The organism is Arthrobacter sp. NPDC093125 (assembly GCF_044754225.1).
Classification (GTDB): Bacteria; Actinomycetota; Actinomycetes; order Actinomycetales; family Micrococcaceae; genus Arthrobacter.
In genome coordinates this window covers 658,156-678,240 of record NZ_JBIVOQ010000001.1, presented here as the reverse complement: position 1 = coordinate 678,240, position 20,085 = coordinate 658,156, and the positions used below count along the sequence as shown (strand labels likewise).

The 20,085-nt window shown below is 62.4% G+C and carries 16 protein-coding genes and 1 pseudogene; 15 read left to right on the top strand and 2 right to left on the bottom strand.

Translation table 11 applies throughout. From position 1 onward, the window contains the following. Nucleotide 1: 1 nt before the first annotated feature. From ACIP9X_RS03140 to ACIP9X_RS03125, 4 genes are all read left to right on the top strand, one after another. Entirely contained in the window at nucleotides 2-430 is a 429-nt protein-coding gene (locus ACIP9X_RS03140; RefSeq protein WP_400478252.1) for a DUF6069 family protein, read from the top strand. Between the two features lie 32 nt (nucleotides 431-462). Further along, nucleotides 463-1,884, top strand: coding sequence for a mercury(II) reductase (gene merA, locus ACIP9X_RS03135; RefSeq protein WP_400478251.1), 1,422 nt, complete (start codon nucleotides 463-465; stop codon nucleotides 1,882-1,884). A 227-nt stretch (nucleotides 1,885-2,111) separates the two neighbouring features. Next, the gene (locus ACIP9X_RS03130; protein ID WP_400478250.1) at nucleotides 2,112-2,441 is read left to right on the top strand and encodes a carboxymuconolactone decarboxylase family protein; all 330 of its coding nucleotides are present in this window, start codon (nucleotides 2,112-2,114) and stop codon (nucleotides 2,439-2,441) included. 224 nt (nucleotides 2,442-2,665) lie between these two features. Further along, a complete protein-coding gene (locus ACIP9X_RS03125) occupies nucleotides 2,666-4,108 on the top strand; it encodes an MFS transporter (protein WP_400478249.1) in 1,443 nt (480 codons plus the stop codon). Between the two features lie 355 nt (nucleotides 4,109-4,463). Here ACIP9X_RS03125 and ACIP9X_RS03120 read toward each other — a convergent pair whose 3' ends face one another. Together ACIP9X_RS03120 and ACIP9X_RS03115 are read right to left on the bottom strand one after the other, a co-directional pair. Next, entirely contained in the window at nucleotides 4,464-5,159 is a 696-nt protein-coding gene (locus ACIP9X_RS03120; RefSeq protein WP_400478248.1) for an IclR family transcriptional regulator, read from the bottom strand. Between the two features lie 47 nt (nucleotides 5,160-5,206). Next, complete coding sequence (locus ACIP9X_RS03115; RefSeq protein WP_400478247.1) at nucleotides 5,207-6,676, bottom strand: APC family permease; 1,470 nt, start codon at nucleotides 6,674-6,676, stop codon at nucleotides 5,207-5,209. A gap of 435 nt (nucleotides 6,677-7,111) precedes the next feature. Here ACIP9X_RS03115 and ACIP9X_RS03110 point away from each other — a divergent pair, with 435 nt between their 5' ends. From ACIP9X_RS03110 to ACIP9X_RS03060, 11 genes and pseudogenes are all read left to right on the top strand, one after another. Further along, a complete protein-coding gene (locus tag ACIP9X_RS03110) occupies nucleotides 7,112-8,635 on the top strand; it encodes an aldehyde dehydrogenase family protein (protein ID WP_400478246.1) in 1,524 nt (507 codons plus the stop codon). Nucleotides 8,636-8,791: 156 nt separating this feature from the next. Further along, nucleotides 8,792-8,938: pseudogene (locus tag ACIP9X_RS03105) on the top strand (DUF779 domain-containing protein); the annotation flags it as partial. A gap of 82 nt (nucleotides 8,939-9,020) precedes the next feature. Beyond that, the gene (locus ACIP9X_RS03100; protein WP_400478245.1) at nucleotides 9,021-9,215 is read left to right on the top strand and encodes a hypothetical protein; all 195 of its coding nucleotides are present in this window, start codon (nucleotides 9,021-9,023) and stop codon (nucleotides 9,213-9,215) included. Continuing rightward, on the top strand, nucleotides 9,212-9,994 hold the full coding sequence (locus ACIP9X_RS03095; protein WP_400478244.1) for an enoyl-CoA hydratase/isomerase family protein: 783 nt from the start codon (nucleotides 9,212-9,214) through the stop codon (nucleotides 9,992-9,994). The genes ACIP9X_RS03100 and ACIP9X_RS03095 overlap by 4 nt, the downstream gene beginning before the upstream one ends. A 196-nt stretch (nucleotides 9,995-10,190) precedes the next feature. Next, a complete protein-coding gene (locus tag ACIP9X_RS03090) occupies nucleotides 10,191-12,185 on the top strand; it encodes a primary-amine oxidase (protein WP_400478243.1) in 1,995 nt (664 codons plus the stop codon). A 2-nt stretch (nucleotides 12,186-12,187) separates the two neighbouring features. Continuing rightward, the gene (locus tag ACIP9X_RS03085; protein ID WP_400478242.1) at nucleotides 12,188-12,712 is read left to right on the top strand and encodes a hypothetical protein; all 525 of its coding nucleotides are present in this window, start codon (nucleotides 12,188-12,190) and stop codon (nucleotides 12,710-12,712) included. 296 nt (nucleotides 12,713-13,008) lie between these two features. Beyond that, on the top strand, nucleotides 13,009-14,613 hold the full coding sequence (locus ACIP9X_RS03080) for an AMP-binding protein (protein ID WP_400478241.1): 1,605 nt from the start codon (nucleotides 13,009-13,011) through the stop codon (nucleotides 14,611-14,613). Between the two features lie 78 nt (nucleotides 14,614-14,691). Further along, nucleotides 14,692-16,806, top strand: coding sequence for a 3-hydroxyacyl-CoA dehydrogenase NAD-binding domain-containing protein (locus ACIP9X_RS03075; protein WP_400478240.1), 2,115 nt, complete (start codon nucleotides 14,692-14,694; stop codon nucleotides 16,804-16,806). A 63-nt stretch (nucleotides 16,807-16,869) separates the two neighbouring features. Then, on the top strand, nucleotides 16,870-18,408 hold the full coding sequence (locus ACIP9X_RS03070) for an APC family permease (RefSeq protein ID WP_400478239.1): 1,539 nt from the start codon (nucleotides 16,870-16,872) through the stop codon (nucleotides 18,406-18,408). A 75-nt stretch (nucleotides 18,409-18,483) separates the two neighbouring features. Continuing rightward, nucleotides 18,484-18,792 carry an enoyl-CoA hydratase/isomerase family protein gene (locus tag ACIP9X_RS03065; RefSeq protein WP_400478238.1) on the top strand — a complete coding sequence of 103 codons (309 nt, stop codon included), beginning with the start codon at nucleotides 18,484-18,486 and terminating at the stop codon, nucleotides 18,790-18,792. Then, entirely contained in the window at nucleotides 18,779-19,966 is a 1,188-nt protein-coding gene (locus ACIP9X_RS03060; protein ID WP_400478237.1) for an acetyl-CoA C-acetyltransferase, read from the top strand. Before ACIP9X_RS03065 ends, ACIP9X_RS03060 begins: the two co-directional genes overlap by 14 nt. Nucleotides 19,967-20,085 lie beyond the last annotated feature (119 nt).

Sequence of the window (20,085 nt, the reverse complement as noted above, 5' to 3'; positions counted from 1 at the left end):
CATGCATCCCGTCGTTGATACGCCGCCCGTCCAGCTGGCCGTCCGGCGGAGCCCCTGGTCCGTCGCCTTGGGCCTCTGCGCCGCGGCCCTGGCCGGCGTCGGGGCCAATGCGGTGATCGCACTGGCCGCACGCATCGCCGGCGTGCCGGGCAACTTTCAGCCTCTTAACCCGCCCTCGTACACCTTCCTGACGGTGTTCGGAGTGCTGTTGGGCGCGCTTGGTTGGGCCGTCACACGCGCGGTCTCGAAAAACCCGCGGAAACTACTCAGCTGGCTCGTGCCGGTGGTCGTCCTGGCCTCCTGCATTCCGGACCTGTTCCTGCTGGAGCAGGGCAGCGCGGCCGGCGTCCTTGCTGCAGTCCTCATGCACGTGGCACCGGCGGTAATTGCCGTCCCGGTCTATAAGCGGCTCCTGCCGCTTCCGTCCTGAACCAACCCGACACCAAAGCACAGGAGACTTCCATGAACACCCCCACCACAAACGACAAGTACGACCTCGCGGTCATCGGCGCCGGTTCCGCCGCAAAGGCCGCGGCGACGGAAGCCCGCCGCCGGGGAAAATCCGTCGTCATGATCGAGCGCGGCCACCCCGGCGGAACCTGCCTGAACCTGGGCTGCGTGCCCTCGAAGCATCTCCTGGCAGCTGCGGCGGCCCGTGCAGGGGCCGCCAGCAGCCGATTCCCCGGGATCACGTCCTCCGCCGGCCCTGTGGAGCTGGCATCACTGATCAGCGACAAGGACGCATTCATCTCCGAACTGCGAGAACGGGACCACGTCCACGCGACAGCACAGGCTGGCATTACGTTGCGCCGGGGCACCGCATCGTTCTCTGGTGCCGACGATACCGGCGTTTTTATCAGCATCATCGGTGAGGACGGTAGCGCCGAAAAGATCGCTGCCCATCATGCCCTCATCGCCACCGGCGCCCAACCGTTCGTCCCGCCCATTCCAGGGATCCACTCAGTTGATTATTTGACCTCCTTGACTTCAATGTCCCTGCATCAGCTGCCAGCATCGCTCGTAGTGGTCGGGGCCAACGCGATCGGGCTGGAGCAGGCACAGCTTTTTTCCAGACTCGGCGCCAAGGTCACCGTCATCGAAGTTGCGGACAGGATCGCCCCCTTCGAGGACCCCGCGATTTCTGCCGCGCTGCAGGAGGCTCTCGAGGCGGAGGGTATCGAGATACTGACAGCGGCCAACCTGACACAGGTCCAGCCGGACGGCGAAGGTGTCCTCGCCACGGTCGAGGTCAACGCCACCACCATCCGCATTCCGGCTGAACGGCTGCTTATCGCCACAGGACGACGCCCCATCACCGATGGGCTGGACCTGGACTCTGTCGGGCTCGCCGTCGGCGTGCGCGGGGAAGTTCCTGTGGACGAGCATCTGCGCACGGCCCACCCGCGCATCTGGGCCGCCGGCGACGTCACAGGACACCCGCAATTCGTCTACATCGCAGCAACACAGGGCGCCGCCGCCGTGTCCAACGCCTTCGGGGACGCTCCCCAGGCACTCGATTACACCGTGCTGCCCCGCGTGACCTTTACCTCCCCCGCCGTGGCATCGGTGGGACTGACCCCTGCCCAAGCCGACGCCGCCGGCCGCCCAGTCGAGACACGCGAACTGCCGCTCAACTTTGTGCCCCGGGCACTGATCAACCGCAAGACCTCCGGCCTGCTCAGGCTGATCTCAGATCCGGACACCGACCGGCTCCTAGGCGTCCATATGGTCGGGGAGGAAGCAGGAGAGGTCATCACTGCCGCAACCTACGCACTGTCCGCCAGCCTTACCGTCCAACAACTCGCAACTACCTGGGCCCCGTTCCTCACCATGGCCGAAGCCCTCCGGATCACGGCCCAAATGCCCCCCGCTACACAAAAATGACCCCGACGAGCGCACAGTTCACCCCTTTGCGCGCCGGAGGAACGGCCGGGCAATGCCCGGCCTGCTGCTCGGCACTTGCCTGACAGCTGTGGGTATGTCCGTACTCGCACGGTGCATATCTTGGGCCTACCACCCACCTGCTATATCGAAGAGCGGCGCGCGCGCCGAGGAGGAGTAGCTCTCCGATGACAGTGCGGGAACCAAACACACGACGAAAGGACGATTCGATGCACGACCACCAAGCGGAAGTACAGTACATGACCGATCTCAAAGAGGGCGCGCCGGAAATGGTCTCCGCGTTCTTCGCGTTCGACAAGGCGGTATTCGACAAGAACACCGGCAACCTCGATCTGGCCACCCGCGAGCTGATCGCGGTTGGCGTAGCTGTCACCACGCAGTGCGCCTACTGCATCGAAGATCACGCCAAACGTGCCATCACCGCCGGAGCCACCAGGACCGATGTTGCAGAAGCCGTTATGGTCGCTACCGCCCTGCGCGCCGGCGGAGGAGTGACCCACGGATGGAAGGCAATGATGAGCATCGCCGAGAGGGACTGAACGCCCGGGCGAGGGGCCGGACCCGTTTGATCGCACCCAGAGGCCTGTCCTGTTGGATCCTAAGGTGCCTCAAGCACGCTCCGCGCACCCTCTGGACCCCCGGCAACCTGTCCCAGTTGACGCTGGTACCCAGGGGGGGTATACAGTAGGGTAATGATACCCCCTAGGGGTATCAGTGCGAAGTGGTGGCAATTGGAGCAACTCCCCGGGACGTAGGAGACGACGTGAGACCCAAAACAAGACGCCAAAGCGGTTTGATACCTCTGCTGGTAATCGCAGCCACCCAGATGATGCTGGTGCTGGACGACTCGATTGTGAACATCGCGCTACCCAGCATCCAGCGGGAACTGGGCGTGGAAGCCCTTCACCTGCCGTGGGTCGTCAACGCCTATATCCTGGCGTTCGGCGCACTGCTCCTGCTGGGCGGGCGTATTGGCGACCTGTGGGGTCGGCGTCGCACCCTGCAGCTCGGACTAGCAATCTTCGTAGTGGCTTCCTTGGCAGGAGGGCTCGGACAGAACACAGAAATGCTCATAATCGCCAGGGCCGCCCAGGGACTGGGTGCAGCCATAGCAGCCCCCAACGCCTTGGCGCTGATTTCGACGGCGTTCCCTGACCGTAAGATGCGCGACATGGCCTTGTCCCTCTATGGGGCGATGTCCGCCCTCGGCATCGTCATAGGGCTGCTGCTTGGAGGGGTTCTGACGGACACTCTGGGCTGGCGCTGGGTGTTCTTCATCAACATCCCCATCGGCCTGTTCGTTCTCCTGGGCAGCCGATCCCTCCCGGCAACGAGCGGCCACCAGGGACAGCTCGGCATCCTCGGTGCGGTTCTGGGCACCGGCGGAATGGTAGCGCTCGTGTACGCGATCACGCGGCTCGGAGAGGCCGGATTCACCGACCCAGTGGCATTGGTCCTCTTCGGCGCTGCCGCCGTTCTGCTCCTGGTGTTCACGCTCATGCAGGCGCGCAGCAGCAACCCCCTGGTGCCGCTAAGCCTTTTCCGGGACCGCAATCGCGCCGGTGCCTATGGCACAATGCTGCTGCTGGCCATAGGCCCGATGGGAACTTTCTACGTCATCACCCTCTACCTCCAGCAGGTTCAGCAATTCAGGCCGCTCGAGACCGGTGTTGCCTGGTTGCCGTTCGCTGCCGGACTCATACTGGGCGCTGGTAGCGCCCCGAAGCTTCTGCTGAAGATAGCGCCACGTCTTGTCGCTGCGAGGGGGGCACTCCTTAGCGCCGTTGCGGCGCTCTGGCTTTCCGCCATCGCCGAAGATGCCAGCTACTGGCTGCACCTGGCACCAGCCATGTTCGTGCTCGCCCTCGGATTTGGCTTGGGCGTCATAGCGCTCACGCAGGCCGCCGTTTATCACGTTGACCAGGACAAAGCAGGGATCGCCTCGGCACTGCTTAACTCGGCCCAGCAGGTTGGCGTCGCTCTCGGTCTGGCCGTGCTGGCCGCCGTCGCCGCAACGATCTCCGCAACGCCGGAATACGCAGGTGCCACCACCACGGCGGACCTCACCGCGGGATACGGTACAGCGCTGCTGGTCGCCGCCGGCATTCTCGTCACCGCAGGGATACTGGCGCTTACAACCCTCAATGCCCAGCCGACACCCGAAGCCCAAAAATCCGACGTAAGCGCTGACGAACTGACGGTTTAAGGCCGGCTTCCCCAGTGTTTCAGGCTGCAGTGGGCGCTGGTGTTCCCATGCATGTGCTGGCTTTGGGATGTTTCCACTCTTAGGAAGCCTGTCAGCAGCTGACAGGCTTCCTAAGTTGTGAGTGGTCACTAGCTCGTTTGCGGCCCTGCTGCTGGCGTGAACCGGGGCCTTAGTACTTACCAGGGTCCGGACTGCCAGCAATCACACCTGCCCCCTGGTCACCGCCGCCGACACTATGCATGGCTGGCCGCCCCCCTCAGCCTGGCTGTCGCCTCGTCGCCCCACAGGGCAAGGTTTCGGAGGAGCCAAGGATCGGTATAGGAAGCAGCTCAAATTACCGCCAGCATCCCTGAGGTCAGAACAGGAGTGGAGCCAGCCGCGCGGCTGCCTGCTGCGCCGATGTGACGTGCGCCCTGATGGCGTCCAATCGTTCCGATGTACCGCCAAGGCATAATGCGCCTCCTGGTGGTGAACCTGGTAAGGCTATGGGAACTGCAAGACAGCAACGACCTTCCTCCAGTTCATCGACCTGCATCGCGTAGCCCCTCTTGTTGACTTCCTCAAGATCGCCTTCCAAGGACGCGAGGTTCGTGATCGTTTTGGGCGTCAATTTCTTGAGCGAACCCCCAGGAAGAACAGTCAACAGATCTTCAAGTTGCGAAAGAAATAATTTCCCTGCGGCCGACGCGTGGAGATATCGCGTCATCTCAGTTTCAGAACGCGGAGGATGGTCAGGGTCAGAATCGGCGATTTTAATGGACGCTAGGTGAAACACAACTAGGTGAACGGCAAATCGTGTTTGCCCTCGAAATTCTTCTAGGACAGCTCGGGCAGACGTTGGAACTAATGGCACCGCACTTGCAGAGATCAAGCCGGTAATTGCGTGCCCTAAAGCGAAGCCACGCAAATCCGCCGTTCTTACCAGGTATTCGTCTCCAACAAGCGCATTGAGCAGCCGATAAGCGGTAGCTGGTGGCATTGATAACACATCAGTAATATCTTTAGCGGTTGCACCGGGACCCAAACGGGCAATTGTTTCAAGAATCCGCAACGAGTTTACTGTTGCACTTGATTGCAAGCGTTCTGATCTTCCGAGATTCACAATTTCCGCCCGGAGTTCGCCGAGTGGTGAAGATCGGAAGCCCTTGTTTCATCGTATATTCCGACCTCATTCATGAGATCGGGGGAGCGCCACCGGAGAAACTGGGCATAGAGGACGCTGAGGGTGACAAGGGAGCCATAGACGCCCGCCTGGACGTTGCCTTCCTGAGCTGAGAGCGAAACCGCATTCCAGACCACGAAAGCTACGACGCCAACCGTCAGCCCTCCCAGAGCCCAGGAAAACCAGGTTCCTTCCCCGATCCGCCTGAGGAAAAAGGGCAGGGATGCGCATGCGAGAACGTAAGCACCGAGATAGCCGTAGGCGGCCAAAGTGAAGAGGTCCGTGAGCCCCTTTTCGGGTGATACGCCGGACAGGACTATGACGATGGGTACGGCGGTAATAATGGGCATGGCCGTCAAAATCGCAGCCCACGGCGTTCTGAAGGTTGGATGAGCGCGCCCGATTATTGCCGGTGCAACGCCCTCCCTTCCCATGCAAAAAAGAGTTCTGGCCAGCGCGTTGACTGAGGCAACAGTACAGGCAAAAAAAGATCCGGCGATCCCGACATCCAGCATGACCGCCATGAGGGCCGAAGTCTTGAAGGAGAACATGTCAGATAGCGGCGTTGGGCTTGAGGCGATGAAACCGGGTGCATCCTTCAGTGCGATGTCCTGTCCCGTTACCGCAAGAAGGTAGAGCACCCCGGTGACTATCGGAGTCCAACGGATCGTGCGCGGGATGTTGATAAAGGGCCGCTGGGCCTCTCCTCCCAGGGTCGTTGAGCTTTCGAAACCGACAAAAGCGCTAACCGCCACAACCACCCCGAGGGAGAGCGAATCAATATTTCCGTTCACTGAAATGAGCGAACCGAGGTCCACATGTGGTCGGGCCAGTACGAAATAAGCCGTAAGCAAAGAGGCCAGCAACAGGATCGAAACGCACTCCACCAGGAGGGTCACCTTTGCTGATATATGGATGCCGCGGACCATGAACAAGCCCGCCAGGGCAGCGGCAGCAAGGATGATCAAGGTTACGACCAGGGTTCCACCGCCGGCGGAACCCCACAGACTCTCCAAAATGTTGGCCCCGTATGTCCCGACGGCCAGCAGGCTCGCCATCGCGATCAGACCATAGCCGAAGATCATCGACCACCCCGCAGTGATAGCCGCGCTGGAACCGAGCCCCTTTGCTGTGTAGCTGTACAGGCCACTGACGGCGGCCATTCGTTGCGCCATCGGGCGCAAACAGGACGAGACCAGCAGCATCACTGCCATAGCGATCAGGAAGGACATGACGAGGTTGGTGCCCGTAGTGCCGAACACCAGAGCAGGAACAACCGACATACCGCCGGCTGGAGCAACCGCCGCCACGGCTTGAGCGAAGACGGGTATAAACGGCAGTTTCCGGCGACTGAGCCCGGCGACGGGTGAATGGGCGGATATCAAGCGGTTGCGAGGAACGGACACGGCTTCTGACTCTCAATGCAGAGGGCTGTCCATCCCGTCACTGCGGCGGTAAGGCATAAGCCCGAGATTGATTGACCATAACACTTTGCTGCGTTGACGCCCGGGGGAGCCGACATATTTCCGGCATGTTTCGGGCATGTTTCAGGCATGTTAACTGACATGGGAGAATTTGCCGGCAAATTTCCCATCTGAATTTTCAAGAAACATCTCGTTTTAGGACTTGCGCGCGGGTACCTTGGTTTGTAGCAGACATCGGGAGACGAAGATCACATCCCCGTGGTGTGGCTGCGGAGCCACCGGAATGAGACTTAGTTCGGAGTACCGCCAGGGAAGTATTTAGTCCTATTCCTCATAACAACGGAATACATTTATCTGCCCGGATAACCGCGCAAGTTCCTCGAGGGTGAGGAATTCAGGAAATTAAGGAGAACAACCATGACTGTTTACGCACAGCCCGGCACCGAGGGCTCGAAGGTCACCTTCAAAGACCGCTACGAGAACTGGATCGGCGGCGAGTGGGTTGCCCCCGTCAAGGGCCAGTACTTCGAAAACATCACCCCCGTCACCGGCAAGGCCTTCTGTGAGGTGGCCAGGAGCACGGCCGAGGACATCGATCTGGCCCTGGATGCCGCGCATAAAGCCGCGCCTGCCTGGGGTAAAGCATCGGCGGCCGAGCGCGCTGCGGTACTGAACAAGGTGGCCGACCGGATTGAGCAGAACCTGGAGCTGCTGGCCGTGGCCGAGACCTGGGACAACGGCAAGCCAGTACGCGAGTCGCTCGCGGCGGACATCCCGCTGGTAGCAGACCATTTCCGCTACTTCGCCTCAGCCATTCGCGCACAGGAAGGCCGCCTGTCCCAGCTCGACGACAACACCACCGCCTACCACTACCACGAGCCGCTCGGGGTAGTGGGACTAATCGTTCCGTGGAACTTCCCGATACTGATGGCCGTCTGGAAGCTCGCCCCGGCTTTGGCTGCGGGTAACGCCGTGGTCCTTAAGCCGGCCGAGCAGACCCCGGCATCGATCCTGGTGCTGATGGAGTTGCTGGCCGACCTGCTCCCCGCCGGTGTCCTGAACGTGGTCAACGGCTTCGGCGTCGAGGCCGGCAAGCCACTCGCGTCCAGCCCGCGGATCCGCAAGATTGCCTTCACGGGCGAGACCACCACGGGCCGGCTGATCAGCCAGTACGCGAGCCAGAACCTGATCCCGGTCACGCTCGAACTCGGCGGTAAGAGCCCCAACCTTTTCTTCAACGACGTCGCCGACTCCAGCGACGCCTTTTACGACAAGGCGCTCGAAGGCTTCACCCTCTTCGCCTTGAACCAGGGCGAGGTGTGCACCGCCCCGTCCCGCGCCCTGGTCCAGGAGGACATCTACGAGTCCTTCATGGCCGACGCCGTGGCACGGGTAGAGACAATCATTCAGGGCAATCCGCTGGACACCGAAACCCAGCTCGGAGCCCAGGCCTCCAACGACCAGCTCGAAAAGATCCTCTCCTACATCGACATCGGAAGGCAGGAGGGCGCCAAACTGCTCACCGGCGGCGCCCGCGCCGAGCTGCCGGGCGACCTGGCCGGCGGCTACTACGTCCAGCCCACGGTCTTTGAAGGCAACAACAAAATGCGGATCTTCCAGGAGGAAATCTTCGGCCCCGTCGTCTCCGTCGCAAAGTTCAGCGACTACAACGACGCCATGGAGATTGCGAACGACACCCTCTACGGCCTCGGTGCCGGCGTCTGGTCCCGCAACGGCAACATCGCCTACCGCGCAGGCCGCGAAATCCAGGCCGGCCGTGTCTGGGTCAACAACTACCACGCCTACCCGGCCGGCGCCGCCTTCGGCGGCTACAAGTCCTCAGGCATCGGGCGCGAAAACCACGCCATGATGCTGGACCACTACCAGCAGACCAAGAACCTGCTGGTCAGCTACAACGAAAACAAACTCGGCTTCTTCTAAGCCGGTCCGAGGCGGTGGGGCAGGGTGACCGTTATGTGTCCGTCCTGTCACACCACAACCTTCACACCATTCGGAACGCCGCTGGGACGATTCGACCTTGCCTCCGATGATGCCAGGAGCGATGGCACTGACCACTGAACACCAGCCAGTGGTTCTTGGAGGTCCCGAGAGCAATTCGGTTACTGGAGCCATACCCATCTGACTGTGGACGTGATGCAGGGCAGGGGGATCAGGTTCTCAGTGGAATCACGCGACGGAGTGCCCTTCCTCATCCGCTCAACCCTCATGAATTGGCCCGCCTAGACAACGCTGACAGAAGCCGACTGCACAGACCGCTGCGCTCCCCACTGGACCATCGGTCTGGGAATGTAGCAAGGAGAATGACATGACCCTCACCAGGGAACCCCAGACCTTGATCGTGCCGGCGTGCCGGAACAGGACAGCCCATCCTTTGGACCCGCCGCCCCACGATGAAATCTTCCACGCGTCCGTCCTGCAGGAAGCACAGGATGCCGCCGAACATTCCCATTCGTCAGCCTTTGAACGTCGTGAACCCTCCAAGGAAGCAAAAGCCCGATGATATTTGAAAACCTCCAGTTCCGCTACGACGGCGGAGTTGCCTGGATCACGCTGGACCGGCCGGCTGCTGCCAACGCACTGAGCATCGGCCTCGCCGAGGAGTTCTGCGCGGCCGTAGACCGCGCAAACAACAACCCTGACGTGCACGTGGTCGTTCTCCAAGGTGCCGGTAAGTTCTTCTGCGCCGGCGGGGACGTGGCGGCCATGGCCGAGGCTGAGGACCCCGCCGAATTCCTGCGCATTCTGGCCGGAAAGATGAGTGAAGGGCTGCTCGCCTTGGCCCGGTCCCGGCTTGTGACGATCGCAGCCGTTCATGGGGCAGCCGCCGGGGCGGGGCTGGCCCTGGTCCTGAACTCCGATCTGGTCCTGGCCTCCTCGAACGCATCCTTTCAAAGTGCCTATGCCAAGGTGGGGCTGACGCCCGACTGCGGCGTGTCATATCTGCTCCCCCAAGCGGTAGGTCCGCGCCGGGCGGCCGAGATCTGCCTGTCGGGCCGCGTGGTTACGGCACCCGAAGCGCTCCAGTGGGGTCTGGTCAATGAGGTGGTGGACGAATCCGAACTTCAGCTTCGGGCCGAAGAGCTGGCCCTCCGGCTCGCCGGCTCTGCCGCCCAGACGCTGGGGCCGACCAAACGCCTGCTCACCACGGCCGCCGTCGCCGCGTACAGCAAACATCTGGACGATGAAGTAGCGGCCATTTCAACCATCGTCTCCCACGAAAACACAAGGAACCGCATCATTTCCTTTGCGGGCCGCAGCAAAACCGCATCACAGGCATGACTTTCTCATCCAGCCCGATAGCAAGTCCCACGGAAACCGTGCTCCCGGAAACTCGCTGGATCTCGGGCGGCGCCCGGCCCTGATCGCCGGGCTCGTCCAGTCAGGCCTCAAGCGCAGGCAGAAGGACGCGCTGCCTGCCGTCCAAACCGAAGCAATTGGCTCCTCAGCATCACTACATCCAGAAAGAAGGACTTCCATGACCATCCCCGTTGTTGAAAGCTCCGCTCATCACCCCGGTCATCCTGCCCAGTCTCCGATAGCACCGCTGTCGGATCTGACAGCCGACGAGCTTGTCAAGATCCGGGAAATCATTTCGGCCGAACCTACCTTCACACTCACCACCCGTTTTGCCTATGTGGGGCTGGAGGAACCCCACAAGCGGGAAGTCCTCGCCTACAACGAAGGTGCCGGACCCCGCCCGGACCGCCGGGCCCGGGTGATGTTGCTGGACATGGCCACCGGTGCTTCCACCGACAACATCGTCTCCCTGGACCAGGCCCGTGTGTTGACCTCCGTGGCCATCGACCCGGCCGAGGGCCAAACGCCCATCCTGCTGGAGGAGTTCGATGCCATTGCCGGGATCTGCGCCGAGGACCCTCGCTGGGTGCAGTCCCTCGCTGACCGGGGGACCGTGCCGCAGAAGGTCGTTTGCATTCCGTTGTCCGCCGGCTCCTACGGCTTCGAGGAGGAAGCAGGGCGTCGCATCGTGCGAGTGCTGGCCTTCCGCCAGGACTATCCCGAAGATCATCCGTGGGCACACCCGCTGGAAGGGCTGTGTGCTTATGTTGACACGATCGACCGCAAAATCACCCGCCTCATCGATACCGGAGCTGTGCCGGTTCCGGCTGAGTCCGGCAACTTTGATGACCCCGCCGTGCAGGGCGAACCGCTGAGCACGCTCAAGCCCATAGAAATCACCCAGCCCGAAGGCCCCAGCTTCACTGTCGAAGGGCGGTCGGTCACCTGGGCCAACTGGAAATTTGACATCGGCTTCGATGCCCGCGAAGGCCTGATCCTGCGCAATCTGTCCTTCACAGACGAGGGTGAGGAACGGCCGGTCATGTATAGGGGCTCGATCGCGGAGATGGTCGTGCCGTACGGGGACCCTTCCCCCATCCGGTTCTGGCAAAACTACTTTGACCTCGGCGAGTACCTCTTCGGGCGCTTTACCAACTCCCTGGAACTGGGCTGCGACTGCGTAGGAGAAATCAAGTACTTCGACGCCGTTCTCAGCGACGAACTAGGAACGCCGTTCACCATCAAAAACGGCATCTGCATGCACGAAGAGGATTTTGGAACCCTCTGGAAGCATAGCGATATGTTCACCAACTCCAGCGAGGTCCGGCGCTCCCGCCGTCTGGTGATCAGCAGCTTCACCACCGTAGGCAACTACGACTACGGGTTCTACTGGTACCTCTACCTCGACGGGACCATCGAGCTCGAAGCCAAGCTCACCGGCATCCTCTTCACTTCCGGCTACAGTGAGGCCGACGCGCCCTACACTTCGGAGGTCGCACCGGGACTGGGTGCGCCCTATCACCAGCATCTCTTCAGCGCCCGACTGGACATGATGGTGGACGGCGTAGCAAATGCGGTCGACGAAGTCGACGCCGTGCGCTTGCCGTTCAGCGACACCAACGACCGGGGCGAGGCCTTCACGAAGTCGGTCATGCGCCTGGCCACAGAACAAACAGCGGCCCGTGAAGCCAAGGGATCAGTAGGCCGCGCCTGGCATATCGTAAACACTGAGAAGACAAACCGGCTGGGCCAGCCCACCGGTTACGTTCTGTACCCCGGCGACCAGCCCACCCTGATGGCCGACCCGGCATCCTCCCTCGCAGCACGTGCCGCATTCGCCACAAAGCACCTGTGGGTTACCCAATACGACCCGGCCGAGCGCTACGCTGCCGGAGACTTCGTCCACCAGAGCACCGGCGGTGGCGGCCTGCCGGCCTTCACCGCTGAGGACAAGTCCGTGGACGGCGAAGACATCGTGCTGTGGCACACCTTCGGGCCCACCCACTTCCCGCGCCCTGAGGACTGGCCGGTCATGCCTACCGACTATGCCAAATTCACCCTCAAGCCCTATGGCTTCTTTAGTAAGAACCCGGCATTGAACGTCCCGCCGAACCAGGCCACAGGGCACTACACCAACCCCTCGGCCGGCGAGACCCACGGGTGCCATAGCTAGCCATGGTTGAAGCCCTGCACCTAGGGACCGTCGGACTGGCCGCGGTCGGCGCAACCTGCGCCGCCGCGGCCAAGGGCCGGGGGAAAGTCCTCGATGTCACTAATTCGATTGTCATGCTCATAGCGATGATTGAGGCAGTCGCCGGGTTCAACCTCCTTCCGGCCGTCGGATGGTCTCTTGCCATGCTTACTGTGGCGATGGCCTCGGGTGTGCAACACCACCTCATGCGCAATCTCAGTTCCAGCCCTGAATGCGATGAGATGGCCCTCCACCGCAACATCGGCACCATATTGATGGCCGCGCTGCTCATTTGCATGGAGGCCGTCCACACTTCCTTGCCCGACACGGGACACAGCACGCACGGCTCCACAAACCCGCTGGGAATCCTTCTTGGAGCCGGGGCCGCCGCTTATGCGTTCGCCAGCCTCTGGCAAGCGTGCAGAGTCCAAAAAAGGCAGCCGCTTGACCGTATCGAGTCGGTGGCCATGGGACTTTCGGTCCTCATCATGGCCGTCATAGCTTTCTAGCACCCGGAGCTGCGGTTACAGCATCGGAAGAGATCCCGACCACCTCTCACGATCTGTATCCCTTAACAGCTGTTCGTCCGGACAAGCACTCAGCCGGGTGCAAGGAACTCGATGAAGGCGCGGTCGACTTGTACACCCAAGGCATGTCCGTAAGCATCGCGCTCTAACAACAACCAGCACCCCTGCATGGGCCCAGGCGACCTGCCGAACCATTTTGACACTGCTATCCGGTACAGGGCATGGAGCACCTGGTCTCCATGCCGGCCGGCCATCATTTACCCGTAGGAGAGTTTGAAATGCCCGCACCCGTCCACCCCGCTGAGGCCGTTCTTGGCCGCTACGCCGCTTCCGACGCCTGTGCCGCGGAGCTGCTCTGCGACGCACATGACCCCAATGCCACGGCCTTTTCCATCATCGAAGCCGACCTGTCCAGTGAGGACATCACTTACGGCCAACTCCGTGAACGTTCGGAACGGGGCGCTGCCGCCCTGGCGGAGCTGGGAGTCGGGCCGGGTGACACGGTGGCAACTTTAATGGGCAAATCCGCCGACCTCGTCGTCATGCTCCTGGCGATCTGGCGGCGTGGGGCAGTCCATGTACCCCTGTTCACGGCCTTCGCGTGGCCGGCGATTGAGCTGCGGCTCATAGCCTCGAACGCCAAGGTCGTCATCACCGACGCAAGCCAGCGCGAAAAAATCAAAGACACGACAGCCACGGTCCTGGTCGCCGGGGACCAGGCATCGGCGCCAGACCTTGCCCTGGCCCCGATGCTGAACGCCCAGCTGCCCGGTATCCCGGCCGAAGCCGTCGGAGGCGAGGGAACCCTGGTGATGCTCTTTACGTCCGGGACCACCGGCACGCCCAAAGGCGTGCCCGTTCCGGTCCGCGCGCTGGCGGGCTTCCGTCAATACATCGAACTCGGCCTGGATGTACGCGAAGATGATGTGTTCTGGAACGCCTCGGACCCGGGTTGGGCTTACGGCCTGTATTACGCGATCCTCGGCCCTCTCGCCGCGGGCCGGCGCAGTCTGCTGCTGCACGCACCGTTCTCTCCCGAGCTCAGTTTTGCTGTGCTCGAAGCGCTCAAGGTGACCAACTTCACTGCTGCCCCCACCGTTTACCGGACGATGCGTGCCAAGTCCGGGGCAAAGCCAAGGAATCTGAGACTGCGCAGGGCATCCTCATGTGGAGAGCCGCTGACACCTGAAGTGATTTCCTGGGCCGAAGAAACCTTCGGCCTGCCGGTCAGGGACCACTACGGACAAACCGAGCACGGCATGATAATCGTCAACGCTTGGCACGATGACGTACGCAAGGACCTCCGCCCGGGCTCGATGGGGCATCCCCTGCCGGGCTGGACCTGCGCTGTACTTAAAGACGGATCGGACGAATTAGCCGCTGTCGATGAGATGGGGCGGGTTGCCGTAAGCGTCTCCGCAAGCCCAATGATGTGGTTTACCGGATACCAGGACGCCCCCGAAAAAACAGCCGAGCACTTCAGCGAGGACGGCCGCTGGTACCTCACCGGTGACGCCGGAAAAACCGACGCCGACGGGTACTACTACTTCTCATCCCGAGATGACGACCTCATCATCATGGCCGGATACCGCATTGGACCGTTCGACGTTGAAAGCGTCCTGTCCACCCACCCGGCAGTCCTCGAAAGCTGTGTCATCGGGGCCCCGGACGAACTCCGGGGAGAAGTCCTCGAAGCCTATGTCGTCCTCAAAGAAGGCGTCACAGGCAATGAAGACCTTGTCTCCGAACTTCAGAACCTGGTCAAAACCCAGTACGCAGCGCACGCCTTTCCACGGCGGATCCATTTCGTTGAGGATCTGCCCAAAACACCGTCAGGGAAAATCCAGCGGTACATCCTCCGGAAACAGCGCGCCAGCCAGTAGGAAACAGCCACCAAATCGATGTCCCCCGACGCGCCCACACATGGGCATCACCACACGGAATGGAAGGATCACAGCAGCATGGGAGACAACAGTCACCGGAGAGGAGCCCGGGACCAGGACCTGACCTCCGTGGAGTCTCTGACGGATGTCCGTACTGACTACGTTGGTCACGCGGGTTACCGCTTTGCCATCCTGACGCTGGCGAACGCTCACCACCGTCCAGTAACCATGGGCCCGGCATCCTTGGCCAACTTCGAGGCAGCGGTACGTGCCTTGGACCTGGCCGGAGTGGACGCGGTGGCGGTGACCGGCACTGGCCCTGTGTTCTGCGCCGGCGCGGACCTGAAGAAAATGACGGAGGCAGCCACGTCTGAGCAAGCCGAGGACGTCGCACGCCGGGGTCTTGAGGCCTTCGGCTTGCTGGAGGCGCTTCCCGTGCCCACCTTTGCTTTCATCAACGGTCTTGCGCTGGGCGGAGGGCTGGAGCTGGCCCTGCATGCCGGCCACCGCACCGCTGCGGACTCAGTCCGGGCCCTGGGCTTTCCCGAGGTGCGGCTGGGCCTGATCCCGGGCTGGGGCGGCATCCCGCGCACGATAGCTCTTGTCGGCCCTGCGGTCACGGCCCGTCTGGTGATTACGGATTCCCTTGCTGGGAAGAACCTATCGGCGCAGACTGCCGCTGACCTTGGCCTGGTTGATGCTGTTCTTCCAGAGGACGGGTTCCTGGCCGCCTCACTGGATTTCGCGGCCGGCATCCTCGCCGGCGGGGCCATGGCCGCGGTTCCATCCCCACTGCAGTCCGACACCGCCGGCAGTCCGAAGTCCGGAGCCCCCTCCGCCGGGGTGGTTGTGGCGCTGGAGGACATCCGGACCCAGCTCGATACCCGTCTTCACGGTGCTGCTCCGGCGCCCTACCGCGCACTGGAACTCATCGCAGAAGCTGCCACGGCCCCCGCAGGGCAAGCGGACCCGACGGCGGAAATCCGGGCCTTCGGCGAACTGCTGCTCTCGGACGAGGCACGCGCGAGCATCTATGCCTTCCACCTGACGCAGTCGCTGGCGAAAAAACCTGCGGGCCGCCCCGCCGCCGAACCGCTGCCGGTGCGCGCCGTCGGCGTCATCGGGGCAGGGCTGATGGCCAGCCAGCTCGCCCTCGTCTTCGCGCAGCACCTGCGCGTGCCGGTGCAGATCACGGACTTGTCACAGGACCGTATCGACACGGCACTGGGCTGGATAACGGCTCAGCTGGATAAGCTCGTGGGCCGCGGGAGCCTGGACCAGGCCGGGGCCGAGTCTATCCGCGCCCTGGTGACGGGCGGCACCGACAAGACAGCGTTCGCCGACTGCGACGTGGTCATCGAGGCCGTCTTCGAGGAGCTGGACGTTAAGCGGGCGGTCTTCGCCGAACTGGAACCGCTGCTCCGACCGGACGCCCTGTTGCTAACCAATACGTCTTCACTGTCCATCGAGGCCATGGGTGCGGGCCTCGCCCGTCCCGGCCGGCTGATCGGTTTCCACTTCTTCAACCCCGTGGCCGTGCTGCCCTTGGTGGAAATCATCACCACCCCCCGGACGGACGAGACCACGCTCGCGACGGCATTCGATCTGGCCCGACGGCTGCGTAAGACGCCCGTGCTCGCCGCGGACACGGCAGGCTTCGTGGTCAACCGGATACTGACCCGGCTGATCAGCGAGATCCTCTCCCTGCTTGATGACGGCGCCGATCCGGAGACCGTGGACCGGGCCCTCGACCCGCTGGGCCTGCCCATGACGCCATTGCAGCTGCTGCAGTTCATTGGACCGGCCGTGCAGCTGCACATCTGCGAGACCATGCACCAGGCCTATCCGCAGCGGTTCAGCGTCAGTACCAGCCTGAAGAGGCTTGTGGCCGCGGGGCTGCCCGGTTACCTGGACGACGACGGCCGCATCTCAGCTGAGGCGGCCACGCTGCTCGCGTCGCCCGTTGCAGCAGATGCCGGTACCGTCCGTGCCCGGATCCTCGCCGCGCTGGCAGAAGAAGTCACGAAAATGCTGGATGAGGGCGTGGTGGCCGGGCCGGAACAGATCGACCTGTGCATGATCCTCGGCGCTAATTACCCCCTTCACACCGGGGGACTGACCCCCTTGCTGGACCGGGAAACGGGCACAGCATTCCATCAGGGACTGCGCGTACCCCTTCCCTCCGCCCGCTAGCCAACGACCATGGCGGTCCAAAGCTACTGGGACATATCGCCCATCACCCGTTCAAGGAGAAAAATGAACCACACTACAGAAGGACAGCTTGTCCAGGCAGAAGGACAGGTTGTCCAGGAGTTTCGCAGGAAACTCGGACTCAAGGATGTTCTCGCCCAAAGCTTGTCGGTAATTGCACCGGCAATGTCCGGGGCGTTTCTGACCTACTTGGCCGCCACGCAAGCCGGGGGAGCAACGCCGCTCTCCTTTTTGCTGGGGGCACTGGGCATGTTGTGCGTGGGGTCCGTGGTCGCTATGTTCGCAGGAAGCCTCTCCTCAGCCGGATCCATATACACCTACCTGAGTAAGGGCGCAAGTCGTACAACCGGTTTTGTCGGAGGTTGGGCATATGTGAGCGCATACCTTCTCTTCGGTGCAGGCGTGCTGGGCGGCTTCGGCTTCTTCATGTCTCAGCTCGTCGAAGTACTCTTTGGTGGTGCGGTGCAGTGGTACTGGTTCACCTTGCTCGGTATCGCCATCATCACCCTCCTCAACTTCTTCAACATTGCTGTGTCAACGAGGAACCAGCTCATCTTCCTTGTGTTGAGCATGTCGGCGATGCTCGTGGTCTCTTTCATTGTTATCGCTATTGGTTCGCCTGAGGTCAGCCTTGTCGATGGTGAGACACCGATTGCAGCAGCCGGTACAAGCTGGGATCCGACAGCCTTCTGGCCTCCCGCCGCGGGAGCCCCGTGGATCGGGGTCTTCTTCGGCATGAGCTTCGCGATGCTGTCTTTCGTGGGTTCGGAGTCGAGTGCGTCCCTCTCTGAGGAGACGCGTGATTCGAAGCGCAACATTCCCCGCGCAGTGATCGGTTCGATCCTGGTCGCCGGCATCTTCTATGTCATCGTCAGCTACGCGACCGCGATCGGCTTCGGCGTCGAGCAGGCCAGGATTGACTGGCCTGCTTCGGCGACCGGTCTCGCCGCTGTGGCTCCGAACACGCTCACCTCGGCACTGGTGCTCGCTGCCGCTGGTGGGTCAAGCCTGTTCTGCGCTTTGGGATTCCATACTGCATCGTCTCGAGTCCTGTTCGCCATGGGGCGCGAGGGCGTGCTGCCGAAGCGACTCGGACGACTGCACCCGCATTGGAACACCCCGTGGAACTCTATGATCGTGGCTATTGTGATCTGGATCCTCCTGATGGCCGGATCTGTTCTCTTCGTTGCAAAGGACGCGCAAGTGGAGCTTGCTGGAACTGATAACCATGTCACGGGAGGCATCTTCGTCTTCACGCTTCTGCTCAACTTTGGAACCCCCGTGGTGATGTTCGTGTACCTGATGCTCGGTATCACCGGGATCATTCACGGCGTGCGAAACCGCATGCGGAAGTTCATCCTGGCTGGAGTGGGAGCTGGGATATTCGCTGTGGTTGCGATACTCGGCGGTCTCTACTTCTCGTTTGTTCCGGCTGAGCCCGGTGGAGACATCCCGATGGCCCTTCGTGTCATCCCATGGGTCTTAGTCGCGATCGTTCTGGCCGGCTGGGCCTTGGCCGCCTGGACCAAGCGTGCCCGCGCTCAGGCCTGGGCCGCCATGGGTCGAGTATTCGACGAATTGTAGAAGCCCGCGCATCGGGGGACGCGGATATGGACGGGCGCTGCTGACTCACTCAGCAGGGCCCCTGCTCAACGGCCTGTGTATGAGGGACTCGGCCTCTCGCTCCATGGGAAATTCAGGCTGGTCACGGAGACAACCAGCACGGCGATGCCGGCAACAGGCATTGGATTCATCCCGGATGTCGGAGCCAGCTTCTTCCTGTCATGCCTCCCCGGGTCACTCGGGATGCCCAGCGCAGCGATCACCTCGATGGGACCGCATTCCATCCGGGACTGCGCCTACCCCTTTTCCCTCCGCCCGCTAGCCAGTGACCATAGCCGTCGACAGCTACCGGGACCCAAACTTCTCGCCCGTTACCCGTTCAAGGAGAAAAATGAACCACAGTAGAGATGTTGTTATCGTCGGTGCTGCCCGCATACCACAGGGCAGGCTGATGGGCCAGCTCGCTCCGTTGTCCGCCGTCGAGCTCGGGGGTGCAGCTGTCGCCGCAGCGGTGGATAGGGCACGTATTGAGCCTGGCATCGTCGAGGCGGTCATCATGGGACAGGTGCTTCAGGCCGGGTCCGGACAGAATCCTGCCCGGCAGGCTGCCGTCGTCGGGGGCATCCCATTGAGCGCTCACGCGGCTACCGTCAACAAGGTGTGTCTGTCCGGGATGAGCGCCATCATCGAGGCGAGCCGACTGCTGCGGCTGGGAGAGGCCGCGGTGGTGGTTGCAGGGGGACAGGAGTCCATGAGCAACGCCCCACACCTGCTGGCGGGCTCCCGTGGCGGGCACCTTTACGGTGACGCAGTGCTGATTGACTCCGCCGCCCACGACGGACTCATCGATGCCTTCGACCATGAGGCGATGGGACTGGCCACCGATCGGGCCAATGATGCCTTGGGTATCCTTCGTGCCGATCAGGACCAAGCCGCCGCCGAGTCTCACCGGCGTGCCACAGCTGCCCAGGCTGCCGGGCTCTTCGACGCTGAGATCGTCCCGGTTAAAGTGCCGCGGCGCCGCGGGGACGTCGAACTCGTAGGAAGCGACGAGGGTGTGCGTCCCGATAGCACGGCGGAGTCCCTCGCCCGGCTCAGGCCGGCGTTCTCCCCGACCGGCACGGTCACCGCCGGCAATGCCTCCCCGCTTAACGACGGCGCTGCCGCCGTCGTCCTGACCACCCGCAGCTACGCGGAGACCCACGACCTCACGATCCTTGCGACGGTGGGTGTCCCGGGGCAGACCGCAGGCCCGGACACCTCGCTGCCGGACAAACCGGCCCGCGCCATCACCAAAGCACTCGACAAGGCTGGGTGGACCGCGGAGGACCTGGACTTCGTGGAGATCAACGAGGCCTTCGCCTCCGTGGCCCTGCACTCGGCGGCACAGCTGGGCCTCGGCATGGACCGCGTTAACGTCAACGGGGGTGCGATCGCCCTTGGCCATCCCATTGGCGCCTCCGGCGCCCGGGTGGTCGTCTCGGCCGTACATGAGCTCTTACGCCGCGGCACCGGCAAAGCAGCAGTTGCGCTGTGCGGTGGTGGCGGCCAGGGCGAGGCGCTGCTGCTATCCCGCTGAGAACCGATTCAACGATCCCCACGGCGGCGCTCACCCTAAAGGAGTTTCCATGCCTGAGCCCTTAGATGACCTGCACATTTTTGAAGAATACGCGAAGAAACGCATTTCTTTCCAGCATT